The following is a 19,920-nucleotide window of genomic DNA, read 5'->3' as shown; positions in this document are numbered from 1 at the left end:
CTCCTGGTCGCTTGAGCGACGGTGTTGTTACTGCACAGTCCGGCGGCTTATTCGCTTTCCGGGCCGCGCAGGTTTTCAAATTGGGACATGCCGTCGGGGATCAGATTGCGCACGATGGCCGCAAAGTCGGCGTGCACCAGATGCTTCGCCCGGTTCAACAGCACCGGCAGCGGGCTCGAAGGCTCGTGCCGGGTGTAGTACGCAAGGATCTTGTCGAGGCTGCGCAGCACGTCATCGCGGGTGGCGATGTCGCCCGTTGGGCGCGGTGCTGCGGGGGCGGCGGCGAAATCGACCGAGGGGGCATTGTCTTCACTGACAGCCTCGGGTTCGCTGCTGCCTGCAGGGTCGGGTACGGCTTGATTGAGGATCTGCAGCGCCTGCTTGAGCGGTTGCTTCAGCAGGCTCAGGTCCACGCCCTGGGCCGAGCCGACCTGGTCGCTGACCTGTTGTTCGATGGCCTCGCAGGCGGCACGCGCGGCGCTCAAGGCGTCGCGCGTGGCTTGCAGCTGCTCGGGGTCGCTGTCGAGGAACGCGGCGTTGAGTTGCTGGGCGCCGAGTTGTTCATCCGGGAAGTTCGACAGGCCGCTGGCGTTGAGCGCCGCGCGCAGGCTCACTGGCCCAAACGTGCGCGAGCGCGTGAGGATGCTCTCGCGCAGCAAGCGTATGGTCGCGTCGCTGGTCAAGCCGGACAGGGCGTTGATGCGCACGGTGGGGTCGTTATCGTCGTCGGCATCCAGGCGCGGGTACAGGTCGGCCCAGTATTCGCGCAGCAGCGCGTTGATCAACGTAAGGACTTCGGCAAGCCCGGCCACACCCTGGAGGGCGAGGGAGCTTTGCAACAGGAAATGGGTGATGCGCAGGTCTTTGCTGCGTTGCAACAAATCGAGGCTTTGCTGCTGGATGCTACGCCACTGCGGGGGTTCGGCGGGCAGGATCGAGTCGCCCATGCTGCGCTCGGGTTGGCCCTTGGCGTCACGTTCCAATTGAAGGAATTGCGCGTCATATTCCATGTCTTCACCACAGGGCGAAGTCGCGGAAACGGCGGCGAGCAGCAACGGCACATCCACTTGATTCGATCTCCTTATCAGCCCGTTAGACGGCGGGCAATGCATGCATAAGTTACGCAATGAACTTTGCATGTTTTCTTGGTCATATACTCAGTGCGCCACTATTGCGCCATCACTTATGTTCAAGAAGTTGTGCATTTTTGGTGTAGTAGTTACGCGTTGTCAAGGTAAGCTACTCGCCCTCTGTGACAGATGTGCGGTGTTTAACACACTGCGCGACTGACGGGTCTGACGGCGGCCCAGGACAGGGTTTTTGTCACAGAAGCCGGTTAAGATCAGCAATCATGCTGACAAAAGCAGATTTTACGGTCGTTTGCACGACTTGGCAGGGCGCTTGCGGGAGGCGCCCTCCCTTGGAATAGGCCGCGCGCGATGTATCAGCAAGGAGGCAAGATGTCGCTGTGTTTGACTATCACTAGTTATCACAAGATTACCCCTGGGCAATGCCCTGAAAAGTCCATGGATCAGGGCGTGATGGCTATTGGCCGCAATTCCGACAATGACTGGGTACTGCCTGACCCAGAGCGGTTAGTCTCCTCGCAACATTGCGTTATTCAATACAAAGATGGCCGTTACTACCTAACCGATAACAGTACGAACGGAGTGGAGCTGGTTAACGCCGGCATCCGAATGCGTAGAGGGAACAGCGAGCCGTTGCAAGATGGCGAGTTGATCCGCATCGGCGATTACGAGATCCAGGCACGTATCGACTTCAACGTGCAGGCGCTTGATAGCCAGCCGTTCAGCGGCGATTCGCCGAACAGTTTTGAAGCGCTGATGGGCGCGGTGGCGAACAAGCCTGCACCTTCACCTGTGATCGCGCCGCAGTTCCAGGGCGCCTCGTCGATGGACACGCTGCCGGACCTGTTCGACTTCCTCACTCCGACCACCGTGCCGCCGCCAACCGTGGCGGACCACGTACCCAGCGAGCAGCACGATTTTCGTCCGCCAACGCCGGTCGCGGTGCCTGTGGTCGAGCAACCCGTGGTGTCGGGCTCGGTTATTCCTGAAGACTGGGATTTGTTCGGCGACACGCCCGCGCCCGTTGTTGCAGCGCCACAGCCGGTTGCACCACCTGAACCGCCAGCAGCGCCGGTCGTCCAGCCAACCACCCCGGCCATCACCCAACAGCCCGACTTGCTGCAAGCCTTCCTGCGCGGCGCCGGGCTGGACCAATTGCGCCTCGACAAGGCTCAAGCCGAAGCACAAATGGAAAGCATCGGCCGCAGCTACCGCCTTATGGTCGAAGGCCTGATCGACGTGTTGCGTGCCCGCGCGAGCCTCAAGGGCGAGTTCCGCATGCAGCAGACGATGATCCAGCCGGCTGAAAACAATCCGTTGAAATTTGCGCCGAATGCTGACGAAGCCTTGCTGCTGCTGCTTCGTCATGGCAACCAAGCGTTTATGGCGCCGGACGTCGCCGTGCGCGAGAGTTTCGACGACCTGCGCGCTCACCAACTGGCAGTAATGGCCGGTGTGGAAGCGGCGATCAAACACCTGCTCACGCGTTTTGAACCGGCACAGCTGGAAGAGCGCATGGGCAAGCCCGCCGGGCTGTCGAGCCTGTTCAACGGCTCGCGCCAGGCGCAGTACTGGCAGCAGTTCACCGAGCTCTACAGCAATATTTCCCGTGAGGCCCAGGAAGATTTCCAGGACCTGTTCGGTCGCGAATTCAGCCGAGCATACGAAGAACACAGCGCACGACAGCGACGCTAAAACGCGCCGCAATAATGGATAAAACGGATAGCTAAGTACGTCATTGAGGACGCAGGATGATTCCCAGGTTTTTACTCGCAGCCGCCACCGCGCTGTTGCTGACGGCGTGTGCCAAGGACGCGGTCAAACCCGAGGTTACCGCTGAAGCCGAAGCGGGCACTGCCGCAGTCGAGCTGCACTTTCACGCCATTGCCGGGCTAAACCCCGGCGCCAACGGCCAGGCTGCTCCGGTGCGGGTGCGCATTTTCGAACTGAAAAACGCCGCCACCTTCAGTCGCTCCGACTACTTCGCCTTGGCCGATCGCGCGCAATCCACCCTTGGCCTGGACCTGCTGGACCAGGATGAAGTGATGATCCAACCCGGCCAGCAACTGAGCATCCAGCGCGACCTTGACCCTTCCACACGCCAGATCGGCTTGTTGGTGGGCTATCGCGAGCTGGACCGCGCGCAATGGCGCACGGTGCTCACGGTTCCGGCGCGCCAATACACCGAATATCAGATCAGCCTCGATGTGCGCGCCGTACGCGCCGACGTCGTGGTTCCCCCATCCAGCCCTGCCCAATAAAACCCTCGGAGCCCCCATGTCCTGGAACAATCGCGTGGTCTGGTCGGAAGGCATGTTCATCGGAACGCAGCACTTCCAGCAGCATGACCGTTACCTGGAAAACCTCATCGACGCGCGCAGCCGACCGTTGTCCGCCGGTGCCTGGGGCTTTTCCGAGTTGCTTATTGATCAGGGCCTGCTGGCCCAGGGCAAGCTGGCGATCGTGTCGGCGCGTGGCCTGTTGCCCGACGGCACGCCGTTCAATATTCCCCAGGATGATCTGGCGCCGAGCCCGCTGAATATCGACGACAACCTGCGCGACGGCCTGGTGTACCTGGCCTTGCCGCTCAAGCGCGCCGGTGCGCGAGACACGGTGGATGAAGGCGAAGCGCTGGAAGCGGCGCGCTACGTCAGCCAGGTGCGCGAAGTGCGCGACGATAACGCGCCGTTTGAAAACCGCGCGCCAGTGGCTGTGGGTTCCCGAGCGCTGCGCCTGTTGACCGCGCAGGATGGCATCAGTGACTACGCCGCCATCGGCCTGGTGCGCATCAAGGAAAAGCGTGCCGACCGTGCATTGGTGCTCGACGACACGTATATCCCACCGGTTTTGGACGTGGCCGCGAGCAAACCACTCACCGCCTTTCGCAGTGAACTGCTCGGCCTGCTGCACCAGCGCGGCGAAGCCCTGGCGGGCCGCGTGGTCGCCTCGGGCGCGGGTGGTGCTTCGGAAATTGCCGACTTCATGCTGCTGCAGTTGGTCAACCGGGCGCAGCCGCTGATCCAGCATTTGAGCCAGTTAAGCCCGCTGCACCCTGAGCGGTTTTTCAGCGAGCTGGTGAGCTTGGCCGGTGAGTTTTCGACCTTCTCAACCTCGGGTCGCCGCCCTCAGGAATACCCGCAATACCAGCACGATGACCTGATCCTGAGTTTCGCCCCGGTGATGGCGGCCCTGCGTGAAGCGCTGTCGATGCTGATCGACAGCAAAGCCACGCCGATCCCGATTGTGGAAAAAGCCTATGGCATCCACGTGGCCATGCTCGCCGACAAAACCCTGCTCGACAGCGCCAGTTTCATCCTCGTGGTACGCGCCGACGTGCCCGGCGAAACCCTGCGCGCCCGCTTCGGCCAGCAGAGCAAAGTCGGCTCGGTGGAGCACATCCGCGACATGGTCAACCTGCAATTGCCAGGTATCGGCCTGCTGCCGTTGCCGGTTGCGCCACGCCAGATCCCGTACCACGCAGGCAGCACCTATTACGAGCTGGACCGTGGCAGCGAGCACTGGCAGCAACTGAACAACTCCGGCGGCTTTGCCTTCCATATCGCCGGGCAGTTCCCGGGCTTGAACCTGGCCTTCTGGGCGATCCGAGGGTAATTGGCGATGCATCCCAATGATGATGACCGCACCCAGTTCATGCCTCGCCCAGGTGGTCGTGCACCGGAACCTGCACGTGCCGAACCGGCGCCTTTGTCGATGCCGGCCGCGCCGATCCTCACCGGCAAAAGCCAAGGCCTGAACCCGTTGGAAAGCGCCGCCGGGCCGCTGTTGGCGCTGTTGACGCGCCTGCGCAACACCATCGCCCATCCGGCGCCGGCCAGTTTGCGTGCGCAGTTGCTGGCCTACCTGCGCCAGTTCGAAGAGCGCGCCGAAGCCGCCGGTGTGGCGCGCAACGAAGTGCTGCTGGCGCGTTACGCGCTGTGTACGGCGCTCGATGAAGCCGTGCTCAGCACGCCGTGGGGCAGTGCCAGTGACTGGGGCAAGCAGAGCTTGTTGATCACCGTGCACAACGAAGCCTGGGGCGGCGAAAAAGTCTTCCAGTTGCTCGACCATTGCCTGCAAAGCCCGCGTGAGCGCCTGTACCTGCTGGAGCTGCTGTACCTGTGCATGTGCCTGGGTTTTGAAGGCCGCTACCGCGTGATGAATGACGGTCGCAGCCAGCTGGAAGCCTTGCGTGAACGCACCGCCGCAGCGATTCGCAGTGCGCGTGGCGAGCACGAACGCGAACTCTCGCCGCATTGGCGCGGCGTGACGGTGGCACGTGATCGCCTCGCGCAATTCATGCCGCCGTGGATCGCTGTGGCCATCGGCCTGGCGCTGCTGCTGGCGTTGCTGTTTGGCTTGCGCATGAAACTGGCGTCGGATGCGGAGCCGGTGTTCAAGAATATCCATGCCCTGGGCGAGATTCCGGTGCAGGCCATCGACCGCCCGGTGGCGCAGCCCAAAGTCATTGAGCGGCCGCGTCTGGCCGGCTTCCTGGTGGAAGACATCAAGGCGGGCCGCGTGGCGGTGGAAGACAAGGTTGACCGTTCCGTGGTGACGATTCGCGGCGATGAACTGTTCGCGTCTGCCAGCTCCAGCATCCGCGATGACTTCGAGCCACTGATGCTGCGCATCGCTGACGCCATCCGCAAGGTCAAGGGCCAGGTCCGCGTGACCGGGCACAGCGATAACCGCCCGATTGCCACGCTGCGCTTCCCGTCCAACTGGGCATTGTCCGAAGCGCGGGCCAAGTCGGTGCTGGACATCCTGGCGGCCAAGACCGGCCAGGCGGATCGCTTCAGCGCTGAAGGCCGCAGCGACACCGAGCCGGTGGCGACCAACGCCACCGCCGAAGGCCGTGCCCGCAATCGTCGGGTTGAAATCACCGTATTGGCGGAGGGCGTCGAGTGAAGGCGTTTTTCAGTTTTATGATTCGCTGGGTGATCCCCGTGCTGGGCCTGATTGCCCTGAGCCTGATCATCTGGTTTGTGGGGCCGTTGCTCGATGTGCTGGTGCCGGAAGGGCGGCGCTGGATGTTGATTATCTTGGTGTTTGCGCTGTGGATCGCCTACCGCGTAGTGCGCATTATCCAGGCGCGCCGCCAGGCCGCCGAAGTGATGCGCAGCCTCGCCGCCGAAACCCCGGCCGACCCCAACAGCGTCGCCACGGCCGAAGAGTTGTCGACCTTGCGCCAGCGCATGGACGAAGCCCTGGCATTGCTGAAAAAGGCCAAGCTCGGCGGTGATGAGCGCCGCAATCTCTATGAGCTGCCGTGGTACGTGATCATCGGGCCGCCGGGTTCGGGCAAGACCACCGCGCTGGTCAATTCCGGCCTGCACTTTCCACTCGCTGCGCAGTTGGGCGCCGGTGCTGTGCGCGGCGTTGGCGGTACGCGCAATTGTGATTGGTGGTTTACCGACCAGGCCGTTTTGCTCGATACCGCCGGCCGCTACACCACCCAGGACAGCAACTCCACAGTGGATAAAGCCGCGTGGCTGGGCTTTCTCGATCTGCTGAAAAAGCAGCGTTCGCGTCGGCCCATTGATGGCGCGTTTATCGCCATCAGCCTCTCGGATCTGCTGCTCGGTACGGAGGCCGAACGCGCCGCCCATGCGGCGGCGATTCGCCTGCGGATCCAGGAGCTGTACACCCAATTGGGCGTGCGTTTCCCGATCTACCTGATGCTGACCAAGCTCGACCTGGTGCCGGGCTTCATGGAGTTCTTCGACAACCTGAGCAAGGAAGACCGCGCCCAGGTGTGGGGCATGACCTTCGCCCTGGACGACGGCAAAAACAGCGACAGCCCGCTGGCCCATCTGCAAAGCGAGTTTGCGGGTCTTGAGCAGCGCCTGAATGAGCGGCTGGTGGAGCGCCTGCAACAGGAGCGTGACCCGGCGCGGCGTGACCTGATCTACGGCTTCCCGCAGCAGTTCGGCGCGTTGAAAGATTGCCTGCAAAGTTTCCTCGAAGGCGTGTTCAAACCCAACGCCTTCGAAGAGCGCGTGTTGCTGCGCGGAGTCTATTTCACCAGCGGCACTCAGGAAGGCAGCCCGATTGATCGCTTGATCGGCGCCATGGCCCAGAGCATGAACCTGGACCGCCAGCACCTGGCACGACAGAGCGGCACCGGGCGCAGTTATTTCATCGAAAAGTTGTTCACCGCCGTGGCGTTTGCCGAGCGTGGGTTGGTGGGTGTGAACCCGAAAGTCGAGCGCCGCCGCAAGTGGATTGCACGCGGTGTGCTGGCCGCTACCATCGCCCTTGTGGTGGTGGTCAGTGGCCTCTGGTGGGTGAGTTATCGTGCCAACCAGGCGTATATCGCCCAGGTTGACCAGAAGGTTGCGCCGCTGGGCCAGACCGTACAAAACCTCAGCCCGGCGCAGCGTGAAGTGCTGGCAGTGTTGCCGCTGCTCAACGCGGTGAAGAACCTCGCGGGCGATTCGCCGAGCTGGTCCGAAGGCCTGGGCCTGTATCAGGGCGATATGCTTGAAGCCGAATCCGCCAGTGTCTATCGCAAGCTCTTGATCGCCGTGTTCGCGCCGCGACTAGTGACGCGCATCGAAGAGCAACTGCATGGCGGCGGCAATTCCGACTTCCTCTACGAGGGCCTCAAGGCCTACCTGATGCTCGCCGATAACGAGCACTACGACCCGGACTTCATCAAGGCCTGGGTCGCCCTGGATTGGGACCGCAACCTGCCGCGTGACCTGCCGGCCGATCAGCGCCAGGCGTTGACCGGGCACTTGCAGGCGCTGTTCGACCGTCACCCGCCGAATGCGCGGCTGGACCCACGCCTGATCGATGACCTGCGTCGCCAACTGCAACAGCTGCCGGTGGCGCAACGCGTGTACGACCGGGTCAAGCGCCAGAAGCTGCCCGAGGGCATCCCCGACTTTCGCCTCAACGAAGCCGCCGGCCGCGATGCTGCGTTGGTGTTCAGCCGTAAAAGCGGCAAGCCATTGGGCGAACCGTTGAGTGGGTTCTTCACTGCCAAAGGCTATCGCCAGGCGTTCCTGCTCAGCAGCCTGAACCAGACTGGCACGCTCGCGGAAGAACAATGGGTGTTGGGCCGTGAGCAAGCCGATCAGCAGAACGTGGTGAGCCTGGCCGCCGACGTGCGCCGCCTGTACTTCCAGGACTACCAGCGCCAATGGGACGCCTTGCTCGCGGACATCGACTTTGTGCCGATCACCAGCGTGGCCCAGGCGGCCGATGTGCTGCGGGTGATTTCCGGCCCCACTTCGCCGCTTAAAAAGCTGCTGGTAGCCGTGGCCAAAGAGACCGATCTGCAAGCTGAAGAACGCCAATTGGCCGCCAAAGGCGTGCCGGTGGAAGGCGGCGTCGACAAGCTCAAGGAACGCCTCGGCAGCCTGCTCGGCCAGGAGCAACCAAGCGCTAATGCACCGCAAGCGGCGGACGATCCGGTGACCGCGCACTTTGCCGAACTCAATAGCATCGTCAGCAAAAACGAAGGCGAACCGGCGGCCATCGACGGCCTGTTGGCGGACATGAACGCGCTGTATGTGCAAGTCAGCGCCATGGTCGGCGCCAGTGGCGACGCCTTGCTTGGCGAGGCCAAGAACCAGGCGGCCGCTGCGGCCACGCGGGTCAGCTTGAATGCCGAGCGCCAGCCGCCGCTGGTGCAGGGCATGGTCAAGTCGGTGGTCAACTCCACCACCAACAGCATGATGGGCGGGGTGCGTAACCAGCTGAATGCGGCGTGGGTGAGTGAAGTGGTCAACGTGTATCGCCAGTCTCTGGCGGGGCGTTATCCGATGTCGCCGGGTAGCGCGCGGGACGCCACGCTCGATGACTTCGGCCAGTTCTTCGGCGTGGGCGGGGTGATGGATAACTATTTCCGCAAATACCTGCAGCCTTACGTGGATACGTCCGCACAGACCTGGCGCTGGCAGCCGGGCGCGGCGCAGAAGCTTGGGATCGCGCCGGGCGTGCTGCAAACCTTCCAGCGTGCGGCGGCTATTCGTGACGCGTTCTTTAGATCGGGGGGCACCCAGCCGATCGTGCGTTTCGAGCTCAAGCCGGTGTCGATGGACCCGACCATCACTCAGTTCCTGCTCGACCTCGACGGCCAGCAACTGAGCTACGACCACGGCCCAAGCCGGCCGGTAGCGATGCAATGGCCGAACCCCGGCAGTATCGGCGTGGTGCGTATTTCGATCACGCCGCCGTCGGCCAGTGGCCGTTCCGGCGTGACCCTGGACGGCCCATGGGCATGGTTCCGTCTGCTGGAGCAATCGGACCTGAGCGCCGGCAATTCGCCGGACCGCTTCAACCTGCGTTTGCGGGTTGATGGCGCGAGCATCGCCTACGAGTTGCGCGCCAACAGCGCCTTCAACCCGTTCAAGAGCCGCGTACTCAGTGGCTTCAGCCTGCCGGAGCGGCTATGAACACGCTGGGCTTCTACGGCAAGTTGGCCAGCCGCGGTGACTTTGTCAGCCGCGCCTTGCCCCAGAGTTTTATCGGCCCGTGGGACAGCTGGCTGGCCGCAGGTTTGCTCGCCAGCCAGAGCAGCCTGGGTGGCGATTGGCTCAACGTCTATCTGGTCAGCCCGTTGTGGCGTTTTGTGCTGGCGCCGGGCGTGTGCGGGCCGGACGCGGCGGCAGGCGTGGTGATGCCGAGTATTGATCGGGTCGGGCGCTATTTCCCGTTGGCCGTGGTGGCGTTGCTTGATCACGACACTAACCCGGCGTCATTGGTGGGTGGCCCGGATACGTGGTTTGAGCAGGCTGAAGAGCTGTTGCTCAGCACCCTGGATACTGGCGCTACGTTTGAAGGCTTTAACGATGGCGTTGACAGCCTGGGCATCCCGGCCAGTGAACCGCGCGCGGTAGACAGTCGCTTCGCGGGCCTGCAGCGGGTCGCCGCCACCGTGCCCCACAGCCGCATGACCGCACTGGCCGAGCAGGCTTGTGAGGGTGCCAGCCTGTGGTGGGGCCGTGGCTCACAACGTATTTCCCCAGGTTTATTGCGGTGCCAGGGTTTGCCGGCTGCCGGCGATTTTGCGCAGTTTTTGCTCGGACAAGAAGGTGTGGTGTAGATGGGGGCGACGTTTAAATCCGCGAGCAAAAGCCATGTGGGCATGGTGCGCCAGGTCAATGAAGACGCGTGCCTGGACCTGCCGGAAAACCGCCTGTGGGTGGTAGCCGATGGCATGGGCGGGCATGCGGCCGGCGATTACGTCAGCAGCTTGATCGTCGACAGTCTGCGCAACGTGCCGGTGGGGCGCTCTCTCGATGAATACTCGGCGGCCTTGCGCAATGACCTGATCCGCATCAACGCCACGGTGCGTGAAGAAACCGCCAACCGTGGCGTGAGCATGATGGGCAGCACCGTGGTGGTGCTCGCCGCACGTGGCCTACGTGGCGTGTGTTTATGGGCCGGCGACAGTCGCCTGTACCGCCTGCGCGAAGGGCAGTTGGACAGCATTTCCCGCGATCACAGCTACGTGCAGGACCTGCAAGACAGCGGCCTGCTCAGCGAAGCCGACGCGCGCGTGCATCCTCGCGCCAATATCGTCACCCGCGCCGTGGGCGTGGAGGCGCAGTTGGAAGTGGCGGTGACTGACCTGCTGATTTCCCCCGGCGACAGCTACCTGCTGTGCAGCGATGGCCTGAACAAGACCGTCGAAGACCATGAAATACGTGAAGTGCTGAGCCACGACGCGCCGGACGAAATCGTGCGCAGCCTGGTGCACCTGGGGCTCAACCGTGGCGCGCCGGATAATATCACTGCCATTGTCGTGAAGGTCTCGCCATGAACATTGTGATCCCTGGCTACGACATCGAAGGCGAGATCGGCGAAGGCGCCATGGCCAGCGTGTACCTGGCGACCCAGCGCTCGCTGGAGCGCAAGGTGGCCTTGAAGGTGATGGCGGCGGCGCTGGCGGCCGACCCGAGCTTCTGCGAGCGCTTCCTGCGCGAGGGCAAGACGCTGGCGCGCCTGTCGCATCCGCACACGGTGACCATCCATGACATCGGCAATGTCGGTGAGCTGTACTACATGGCCATGGAATACCTGCCCAACGGCACGCTAAAGGAGCGTATCGCCGCCGGCCTGACGCCGGAGCAGGGCGTGACGCTGATTCGCCAGATCGCTTCGGCGTTGGGCTATGCGCATGCACAGGGTTTGGTACACCGCGACGTCAAACCAGCGAACATTCTGTTTCGCGCTGACGGTACCGCCGTGCTGTCAGACTTCGGCATCGCCAAGTCCCTGGACGATCGCACCCAGTTCACCCAAGCCGGTTTTGCCGTGGGCACGCCGAGCTATATGAGCCCGGAGCAGGCGCGTGGCCAGGAAATTGATGGCCGCGCCGACCTGTATGCGTTGGGCGTGGTGCTCTACGAAATTCTCGTCGGCAAGCTGCCGTACAGCGGCACCGATGCGCTGTCCACTGCGCTGGCGCATCTGACCGAGCCGCTGCCGGAACTGCCGGTGCACCACGGGCGTTATCAGGAGGTGCTGCGCAAGCTGCTGGCCAAAGACCCGGCCGAGCGTTTTCCGGATGCGGCGGCGTTGCTGCGCGCGCTCGACCAACTGCCCGCGGATTCGCCGGAAGCCACGCTGGTGCGGCCGTTACCGATTCCGCTGAGTTTTGACTTGGCCGGAATGACGCCAGTGTCCATCGAGATTCCGACCGACAAACCCCAGCCGCAACCGGTGCGTCAACCGGTGGTAACTCCCACGCAACACCGCGCCGTGTCCGAGCAGCGCCGTGGCCCGGTGCTGGCCCTGGCCGCTGTCGCTGTGGCGGTTGCACTGGCCATTGGTGGCGCCAGTTACTGGTGGCTGAGCGGCAGCGATGAACCTGCCAAACCGCCTGTCGCCGTGGTGCCCAAGACCACGCCACCGCCGGAGGTAAAGCCGGTGGTGGCCGAGGCGGATGGCGGCCAGCGGCCGTTGCTGATGGCCGGTAAAAAGACCTTGTTCCAGCGCGTGCTCAGCAAGCCGGGCGCCAAGCTGTCCCATGATGCCGGTGGTGCCGCAGACGAAGCCCTGCCGGCGTTTTCGGTGCTCTATGTTTACCAGCGCAAAGACATCGACGGCAGCCCGTGGGTGCGTGTCGGCGCCGCAACCGATGGGCGCAGCGATGGTTGGTTGCCCGCCGCTCAAGTCAGCGACTGGAAGCAAAGCCTGGTGCTTAAGTTTACCGAGCGCTCGGGCCGGGCGCCGGTGATGTTCCTGCGCCAATCGGCGCAGGTGGAAAAGCTGTTGGCTGATCCCGCCGCCGCCAAAAACGTGTTGGCCAAGGCGCAGAAGAACCGCGAAGACAATCAACAGGTGCTGGCGCTTGAGCCGACAGCCAGTGCTGTGCCGCAAAACCAGTTTTACCTGCTGCCGATTTTTGATTCCAAAGAGAGCTTCGACGAAAACGGCCAGCCGGTGCAGTTGCTCAATGTGGCGTCCATCGACCCGGGCAGCGCGGCGGCCAAGCCGGCCACCAAAGCAATCGCCGCAGACGCTTTCCGCACGGCCGTGGTGTTGGTGGTCGACACGACGGTTTCGATGCAGCCTTACATCGACCAGGTTCGCGATGTGGTGCATGAGTTGCAAACTCGCATTGCCGAGCGCGGTGAGCTTGATAGCGTGAGCTTCGGGCTGGTGGGCTTTCGCAACAGCATCAAGAAAACCCCTGGTTTGGAATACGTCGCCAAGACGCTCATCAGCCTTGATCAGGGCCGCGACCCGCAGCGCTTCCTCGATATGGCGCGCCAGGTCAAAGCGTCCACGGTGTCCAGCCACTCATTCAATGAGGACGCGTTTGCCGGGGTGATGCAGGCGGTCGATGGCATGGATTGGTCTGGCTACGGCGGGCGCATCATTTTGCTGGTCACCGATGCCGGCGCGCTGCGCAAGAACGACCCGTTCACCGCCACCCAGATGAACGAAGCCGAAGTGCGCCAGGCAGCACTCGGCAAGCAGATCAAGATTTACGCCCTGCACCTGCGTACCGATGCCGGCAAGAAAACCCACGCCGGTGCCGAAACCCAGTACCGCGTGCTGACCGCAGACGCCAACCCGCAGATCGGCGACCTTTACACGCCGGTGCCCGGGGGTGATGTACACAAGCTGGGCGAGCGGGTTGATGAGATTGGCACAGTGTTCGCCAACCTGGTGCACCAGGTCCGCAGCGACACACCGCAACCGGTGCCGCTGCTGAGTAGCGCGCCGAGCCTGGCGGATAAATCCGCAGCAGTCGGCTACGCCATGCACATGGACTTCCTCGGCCGTAAAACCGCCAGCCAGGCGCCGCAACTGGTCAGCGCCTGGACCGCCGATCGTGACCTGACCAATCCGGCGCTGCCGGCGTTCCAGGTGTGCGTGATGCTCACAAAATTGCAGCTAAACGACCTGCAGCAATCGCTGAAACTGATCGTGGATGCCGCGCGTAAAACCCAGACCTCGCCCAAGGATTTCTTCCAGGAAATTGCCAGCGCTTCAGCCTATATGAGCCGTGACCCGCAGGCCCTGCGCAAGGGCGGCAACCTGGCTGATGGTGGCCTGCTCGGTGAATACCTGGAAGGCCTGCCGTACCGCAGCAAGTCGCTGAACATGACCCAGGACTTGTGGTTGTCGCTGAGTGTGGCCGAGCAGGAAGACTTTATCGACGAGCTGGATTCGAAAATCCGCCTCTACGAAACCTTTCACAATGATGTGGCCAACTGGGTCCGTTTCGGCGATGCCGAGCCGGGCGATGCGTTGTACCGCGTACCGTTGTCGACGCTGCCGTAATGCTGAACTTGAGCGCGGTGCACAAAAGCCGGGGCACGGGAAACCAGCGTTACAGCCTGGTGATTCCGGCCTTGCAGCTGCGTGCCGGTGAGCAGTTGGCGATTATCGGGCCCAGTGGCTGCGGCAAAAGCACTTTGCTGGATTTGCTCGCGCTGGTGTTGGCGCCGGATCAGGCGGGCCGGTTTGAATTCGACAACACCGATATCGGCGGGCTATGGCGTGCCGATCAGCAATCTACCCTGGCTGCGCTGCGCAGCCAGCACTTGGGTTACGTGCTGCAAACCGGCGGCCTGCTGGGTTTTCTCGATGTGCGCGGCAATATCGCCTTGTCGCGGCAATTGCTGGGTTTGAAGGATGACGGCAGCGTGGCGCGCCTGGCTGAGCAGCTGGAGATTAGTGACCAGTTGGCGAAGAAACCGGCGGACCTGTCGGTGGGCCAACGCCAGCGCGTGAGTTGCGCCCGTGCCCTGGCCCATGCGCCGCAATTGGTGCTCGCGGATGAGCCGACCGCGTCGCTGGACCCACTGAATGCCGAGCGCGTGATGCAGGCGTTGCTGGCCCAGGCCCGCGAACACCGTGCCGCCTGCGTGATCGCCACCCATGACGAACCCCTGGCCCGCGCCAGCGGCTTGCAGGTACGGCGCATCGGTTGCCGCCGCGACCCTGATGGCGGCGTCACGGCCACGCTCGGGGAGGTGTGCTGATGCGCATCGGCTTGGTGGCCTCGCTGGCCTGGCAGGATTACCGCAATGACGCCTGGCTGTCGGCCTGTTCGGTGCTGGCGCTGGTGGCAGTGATCGCGCCGCTGCTGGTGTTATTCGGCCTGAAATTTGGACTGGTTGGCAGTTTGACCGAACGCTTGGAGACCGATCCGGCCACCCGTGAAATTATCCCATTGGGCGGTGGTCGATTCAGCAGCGAATTTATCCAGCAGCTAGGTCGGCGCAGCGATGTGGCCTTTGCCGTGCCGCGTACCCGACAAATTGCGGCGACCGCGCAGGTGGGCACGCTGGCGTTGGAAATGCTGCCGACGGCGGCGGGTGACCCGTTGCTCAGTGGTTTGCCAATGCCCAAGGGCCTGGACCAGATCGTGCTGAGCCACACCGCAGCCGAAAAGCTTGCGGCGCGGCCTGGGGATTGGCTGGAAACCCGCTTTGCGCGGCAAGTGGCGGGGCGTGTCGAAGCCCGCAACGCGCGCCTGCAGGTGCTGGCGGTGTTGCCGTTGGAAGCCTTCGCCCGTGACGGCTTGTTTGCTGATTTGGGCTTGCTGGAAGCGGCGGAAGATTACCGCGATGGCCGTGCCGTGCCGGTGTTGGGCTGGGACGGGGATGAGGTCGGGTTGAACGAGCAGCGTGTGTACCCGGCGTTTCGTCTTTACGCACGCAACCTTACTGATGTGGAGCCGCTGCGGGTGTATTTCGCCGGGCAGAATCTGTTGGTGTCGACCCAGGCACAGACCATCGCCCAGGTGCAGTCGTTGAGCCGCAACCTGTCGTTGGTGTTCTGGATTATTGCCGGGCTGGCCTTGGTCGGGGCGTTTGCAGCGATCTTCGCCGGGGCGCTGGCGGCTGTCGCGCGCAAGCGGCGGGAATTGTCGGTGTTGCGCCTGTTGGGGTTTTCCACCGGCGCACTGTTGTTGTTTGTGGTGTTGCAGGCGCTCTACAGCGCAGGGTTTGCCGCCGTGCTAAGCGCCGGGCTGTATGGCCTGGCCGAGGCTGCTTTGAATAAACTATTTGTGCAAGGGGCGGGCGAATATGCCAGTCACCTGCTGGCGCGTCACTACGTCCTGGCCCTGGTTGCAATCCTCGGCGTCAGCGCCGTGGCGGCGGCCTGTGGCGGTTGGCGAGTGGCGCGGATCCAGGCTTCTGAAGGAATCAGAGATGTATAAGTTACTGGGCGCCTGTGTGGCGCTGAGCCTGGCCTCGTTGGCCTGGGCCGATGAAGCGAGTGACAAACTGGATAACCCCAAGCCGTTGCCGGATGATGTGAGCCTGCCGCTGCCCTGCGAAGGCAACATGGTGTTCCGCTACGCCTACGTGCTGGCCCAAGGCACGCTGGATGACCGCGAGATCAGCCTCGGTTACCCCTTTGCCGAAGGCGAGGCGGGTTATCAGCAATCGTTTATTTCCGGCTACCGCCGCGACTTTATCAACGGCCAGTTCACGCTCAAGGATCTGCCCAAGGACTGGAACAAAGTCATCGCGCCGTTGATGCCGAAAACCGACGCCAAAACTCCGCTCAAGCCGATGCTGTATTTCATCGGCAAGTACGAAGTGACTGCCCGCCAGTATGCGCAGGTGATGTCCCAGGCGCAGTCGCTGGCCAGCGGCGAACCAGCTCCAGCCTGTGATGCGCCGACCGGCATGGCCGCGCGTTTGCCCAAGGTAAAACTATCGCGTTTCGAAGCTGAACGTTTCTCGGCGGTGTACAGCGCCTGGCTGATGAAATACCACCGTGAGCTGCTGCCGGTGAGCGGCCGCGGCTCTTCGGCCGACGACGGCGGCCTGGGTTTTGTGCGCCTGCCCACCGAAGTGGAATGGGAATACGCCGCACGCGGTGGCCAGGCGGTGAGCCGTCAGGAACTGGAAGGGCGACTGTTCCCGCGCCGCGTCGACGGCAGCGAGAGCGACGGCCCGCTGGGTGATTACGCGGTGTTCAACCAGGTTGCCGGCGGCACCGGTCAGGCTGCGCGCTTGATGCCCATCGGCACCAAATTGCCCAACCCGATCGGCCTGTTTGACGTGATCGGCAACGCAGCGGAAATGGTCCAGGAATCGTTCCAGCTGGTGCATGCCGGGCGCCGCCAGGGCACCTACGGGGGCTTTGTGGTCAAGGGCGGCAACTACCTGGAAGGCGAGGGCACGCTGTTTACCGGCATGCGCCGTGAGTACCCGTTGTTCGCTGCCGATGGCACTGAGCAAAGCAACGAAACCACCGGTTTTCGCGTGGCGATCGGTGCACTGTCGGCGCCGCGTTCGCGCTACAAGGAGCTGTTCGACCAGTGGCAGAAAGAAGGCCGCCTGGCGTCGCTGACTGACGCCATCGATGACGCCCAGGACCCGACCAAGCGCCTGGACAGCATCATTGCCGCCAGTGTCGACCCCAAGCTGCAAGCCGAACTCGGCCTGGTCAACGAAGAGCTGAAACGCAACGTTTCATTGATCGCCCAGCAGCGCGAAGAAGCCGCGGGCAACCTGATCCAGTCGGCCGCGTTGGTGGCCGAGACCATCAGCAATTACAACATCCGCCTGGCCAACTTGCAGAAGAGCCGCCAACAGGCCAAAGACAATAAGGATGAGGCCAGCGCGCAGCTGTTCGACATGGCCATCACCAATGGCCGCAGCGCCCTCGACGGCGCGGTGGCGATTTACATCGACAACCTGGCCACCGGCACGCGCTACACCGATGCGGTGATCCAGGCCCAGTTTCAAAGGATCAAGGAAGAGTTGGATCGCAAGCCAGTGCTCGGCAAGAGCCTGGTGACGCGCGCGACACTGTTCGTTCGCCATGTCGGCAACTACCGCAAGCAACAGCGGGCCGACCCGGCAACGATCTTGAAGGAATTGCTCGCAGCGAGCGGTCAGCGGTCTTGACCGCTGGTTGTATGGCGAGCTTGGAAAGGACTCAGGCGGCGGTGGGCCGTGCTGGGCAAGTCAAACTTAAAAGAGAACACACCTATGCTTTTTTCCCGTAAGGCGGTTTCCAAGCGTCACCTGCTGCTGATCGCAGCCGGTTTCAGCACCGTGTTGACAGGTTGCGCCACGTCGCCGGCTTCCAAGGTCGCGTCGAGCACCAAGGTCGAGTACTACCCCAACTGCTACGAGCCGGTGCAGCACTTGCGTGCAACCGATTCGAACATGACCAAGTCGGTCGTCACCGGTGCGGCGCTTGGCGCAGCCGGCGGTGCATTGCTGGGCGCGTTGACCGGCGACTCCGACAAGCGTGGCCGTAATGCCGCCATCGGTGCAGCGGGCGGCGCCCTGGCGGGTGGCGCAGCGGGTTACTACACCGAGCGTCAGAAGCAGATCACCGATGACAACCAGCGCATCGCGTCCTACTCCACCGACTTCAATAAAAGCGCGTCCGACATCGACCGCAGCACGGCCTACGCCAAGGCGTCCCAGCAGTGCTATCAGAGCGCATTCACCAAGCTGGTGGCCGACCGCAAGGCCAAGACCGTCAACGACACTGAAGGCCGCAAGCGCCTGGCGGAAATCGTGGCTGGCTTGAAAGAGTCCAATGACCTGATCGTTGCAGTGAACGGCAAGGCCAGCGAAGACTTGAACAACTACACCCAGGCTTACGAGCAAGATCTGAAACAAGTGGGTGTGCAGCGTGCTGACGTAGTGACCGTGGCCCAGGCCGACACGACGCCGCAGGTGGTGCCGGCGAAGAAAGGCAAGACGCCTGCCAAAGTCGCCAAAAAACCGGTGCTGCCAACCGTGCCGAAAGAAGCGGTGACCACCGAGAAGAGTATTCAGACCGTGCAAACCAAGCAGGCTGAAAGCAAGCAGGTCGCCAGCGCTGGCAAGGCGCAGATCGAAGGCACCTGCCGCGATCCGAACCTGGCCGACTGGGCGCCAGTGCCGTGCCCTAACGTTTAAGCAACATGTTGCTATAAGCGTTAAACGCCTGCCGATCTCCTGCTAAAGCGCGAGATCGGTGGCGTTCTGCCGGTAAATCGTTACACTGCTGCGGCCACTTAATAAATACACTGAGGCTGTGTGCATGAAATTTCGTCTTCTGCTGTGGGTGCTGGGCCTGATGATGGGCAAAGCCAGCCGCACCAATCCTGCCTTTCAGCAACAGCTGGGTGATAAAGACCTGGCGTTCCAGTTGCAGACCCTCGACGGCAAGGTTGCCCGTCACTTCATCGTCAAAGACCAGCGCATCACCAGCCGCTCAGGTGTTCACCCGGCGCCAGCCTTTGCTATCGCCTTTAAAGATGCCGCCTACGGCTTCGCCACGATGCAGGCGAAGAACAAGCAACTGGCGTTCATGACGGGGATTCAGGACAAGTCGATCCAGATCAAGGGCAACCCGGCGTTGGTGATCTGGTTCCAGGGGCTGACCAAGTATTTGAAGCCGCGTAAAAAAACAGCTGGTTAGCTTTCTGGAGTCCTCGGGGCACTGAAAACCCCGAGGAGAGCCCCTGTAAGTAGGTCGTTAGTCCTCTTGGTTCACACGTATACGACGGTCTTTGGCTGGGTCGAATCTGCCTGAAAACCGTATGTCTCCATCGGTCACATGTTGCCGGCTCTTATATTCGTTGGTTTCGGTATTTCCGGCACTTTCATGAATGTCGACTTCGCTATCAAATTGCCGGTAAAGTTTTATAGAGGTGAATTGAGCCTTGGTCTGGATATACGTGTTGTCAGAGCGGCCAATAATAGTGTCGCTTGTACCTTCGGCGGAGATCGCTGTTCGAGATGAATCGCTGGGTGTACCACCCCTTATAGTGTTTTTTCCCGCGCCACCATTAATGAAGTTACTGCCTGTGCCTCCTGCCAAGGTATCATCGCCGTTTTCACCGTATAATTCTCCGCCGCCATAGGCTAGTTCAGCGGTATCATTGCCGTCGCCCAGATATACTTGAGCGTAGCCGCCACCCGTGCTCACGGTGTCTTTGCCTGGGCCAGTGTGAATGGTTACACTGGTCTTGACGTCAGGGGCTATCTTTACACTGTCATCGCCACCGCCGCTGTCTATGAACAGTTTGCCTTGATTGCCCTCGGGGTTAGAGGCGTCGATGTCCAGCTTGACGGCGTGCCCATTGATAATGGCTACGACGCGATCATTAATAACTTTTATATCGATTTTATCATCCGCATGTCCCGTATAAATTCTTACTTCGGAGGCGGGGTGATAAGTGCGGCCATTGACGTTTTGTGGTGCGCCTGGGTCAGGCGTCGTTACAACCAGTACGGTCCCATATTGGTCTCTGCGAGGTGTAAGACTGCCGTTGATGTTTACAGAGGGTTCGGTAGCTGTAGGTGAAGGGTAGGCGCTTATTGGGTTGTTAGTTATAAAGTTGCTAACGGTGGATGAAATAGACATAGGCAGAATCCAGAGTTTTAATGGT

General features: G+C 62.1%; 15 protein-coding genes. 13 read left to right on the top strand and 2 right to left on the bottom strand.

Annotation, left to right across the window (positions count from 1 at the left end):
* Window positions 1-47 precede the first annotated feature (47 nt).
* Complete coding sequence (gene tssA / locus GIW48_RS02260) at window positions 48-1,067, bottom strand: type VI secretion system protein TssA (protein WP_017135824.1); 1,020 nt, start codon at window positions 1,065-1,067, stop codon at window positions 48-50.
* 393 nt (window positions 1,068-1,460) lie between these two features.
* Between tssA and tagH the strand changes: the two genes are divergently transcribed.
* The 13 genes from tagH to GIW48_RS02195 all read left to right on the top strand — a co-directional run bounded on the left by tagH (window position 1,461) and on the right by GIW48_RS02195 (window position 18,947).
* The gene (tagH, locus tag GIW48_RS02255) at window positions 1,461-2,783 is read left to right on the top strand and encodes a type VI secretion system-associated FHA domain protein TagH (RefSeq protein WP_236460709.1); all 1,323 of its coding nucleotides are present in this window, start codon (window positions 1,461-1,463) and stop codon (window positions 2,781-2,783) included.
* Window positions 2,784-2,839: 56 nt separating this feature from the next.
* Window positions 2,840-3,349, top strand: coding sequence for a type VI secretion system lipoprotein TssJ (gene tssJ / locus GIW48_RS02250; protein WP_017135826.1), 510 nt, complete (start codon window positions 2,840-2,842; stop codon window positions 3,347-3,349).
* Window positions 3,350-3,365: 16 nt separating this feature from the next.
* Window positions 3,366-4,700 carry a type VI secretion system baseplate subunit TssK gene (gene tssK / locus GIW48_RS02245; protein WP_017135827.1) on the top strand — a complete coding sequence of 445 codons (1,335 nt, stop codon included), beginning with the start codon at window positions 3,366-3,368 and terminating at the stop codon, window positions 4,698-4,700.
* A 6-nt stretch (window positions 4,701-4,706) separates the two neighbouring features.
* On the top strand, window positions 4,707-5,996 hold the full coding sequence (locus GIW48_RS02240) for a DotU family type VI secretion system protein (protein ID WP_017135828.1): 1,290 nt from the start codon (window positions 4,707-4,709) through the stop codon (window positions 5,994-5,996).
* Window positions 5,993-9,493 (top strand): type VI secretion system membrane subunit TssM, encoded by a 3,501-nt coding sequence (tssM, locus tag GIW48_RS02235; RefSeq protein WP_236460711.1) that lies wholly within the window; start codon window positions 5,993-5,995, stop codon window positions 9,491-9,493. Before GIW48_RS02240 ends, tssM begins: the two co-directional genes overlap by 4 nt.
* Complete coding sequence (gene tagF / locus GIW48_RS02230) at window positions 9,490-10,143, top strand: type VI secretion system-associated protein TagF (protein ID WP_017135830.1); 654 nt, start codon at window positions 9,490-9,492, stop codon at window positions 10,141-10,143. Before tssM ends, tagF begins: the two co-directional genes overlap by 4 nt.
* On the top strand, window positions 10,144-10,863 hold the full coding sequence (locus GIW48_RS02225) for a PP2C family protein-serine/threonine phosphatase (protein WP_017135831.1): 720 nt from the start codon (window positions 10,144-10,146) through the stop codon (window positions 10,861-10,863).
* Complete coding sequence (locus GIW48_RS02220; protein ID WP_170036689.1) at window positions 10,860-13,838, top strand: serine/threonine-protein kinase; 2,979 nt, start codon at window positions 10,860-10,862, stop codon at window positions 13,836-13,838. Before GIW48_RS02225 ends, GIW48_RS02220 begins: the two co-directional genes overlap by 4 nt.
* Window positions 13,838-14,542: an ABC transporter ATP-binding protein gene (locus GIW48_RS02215; protein WP_017135833.1), complete on the top strand. Its 705-nt coding sequence runs from the start codon at window positions 13,838-13,840 to the stop codon at window positions 14,540-14,542. The genes GIW48_RS02220 and GIW48_RS02215 overlap by 1 nt, the downstream gene beginning before the upstream one ends.
* Complete coding sequence (locus tag GIW48_RS02210; RefSeq protein WP_017135834.1) at window positions 14,542-15,726, top strand: ABC transporter permease; 1,185 nt, start codon at window positions 14,542-14,544, stop codon at window positions 15,724-15,726. Before GIW48_RS02215 ends, GIW48_RS02210 begins: the two co-directional genes overlap by 1 nt.
* Window positions 15,719-17,431: a formylglycine-generating enzyme family protein gene (locus GIW48_RS02205; protein WP_099550256.1), complete on the top strand. Its 1,713-nt coding sequence runs from the start codon at window positions 15,719-15,721 to the stop codon at window positions 17,429-17,431. Before GIW48_RS02210 ends, GIW48_RS02205 begins: the two co-directional genes overlap by 8 nt.
* Window positions 17,432-17,515: 84 nt before the next feature.
* Window positions 17,516-18,442, top strand: coding sequence for a type VI secretion system-associated lipoprotein TagQ (gene tagQ / locus GIW48_RS02200; RefSeq protein ID WP_017135836.1), 927 nt, complete (start codon window positions 17,516-17,518; stop codon window positions 18,440-18,442).
* 124 nt (window positions 18,443-18,566) lie between these two features.
* Window positions 18,567-18,947 (top strand): hypothetical protein, encoded by a 381-nt coding sequence (locus GIW48_RS02195; protein ID WP_017135837.1) that lies wholly within the window; start codon window positions 18,567-18,569, stop codon window positions 18,945-18,947.
* A 57-nt stretch (window positions 18,948-19,004) separates the two neighbouring features.
* On the opposite strand, the gene GIW48_RS02190 is transcribed toward GIW48_RS02195, so the two are convergent.
* The gene (locus GIW48_RS02190; protein ID WP_236460712.1) at window positions 19,005-19,895 is read right to left on the bottom strand and encodes a hypothetical protein; all 891 of its coding nucleotides are present in this window, start codon (window positions 19,893-19,895) and stop codon (window positions 19,005-19,007) included.
* Window positions 19,896-19,920 lie beyond the last annotated feature (25 nt).

The sequence above is a fragment of the Pseudomonas sp. PA-6-3C genome, assembly GCF_021605825.1.
GTDB classification, from domain to species: Bacteria; Pseudomonadota; Gammaproteobacteria; order Pseudomonadales; family Pseudomonadaceae; genus Aquipseudomonas; species Aquipseudomonas edaphica.
The sequence above is the reverse complement of the archived record's forward strand: the minus strand, read 5'-3'. Positions and strand labels throughout refer to the sequence as shown.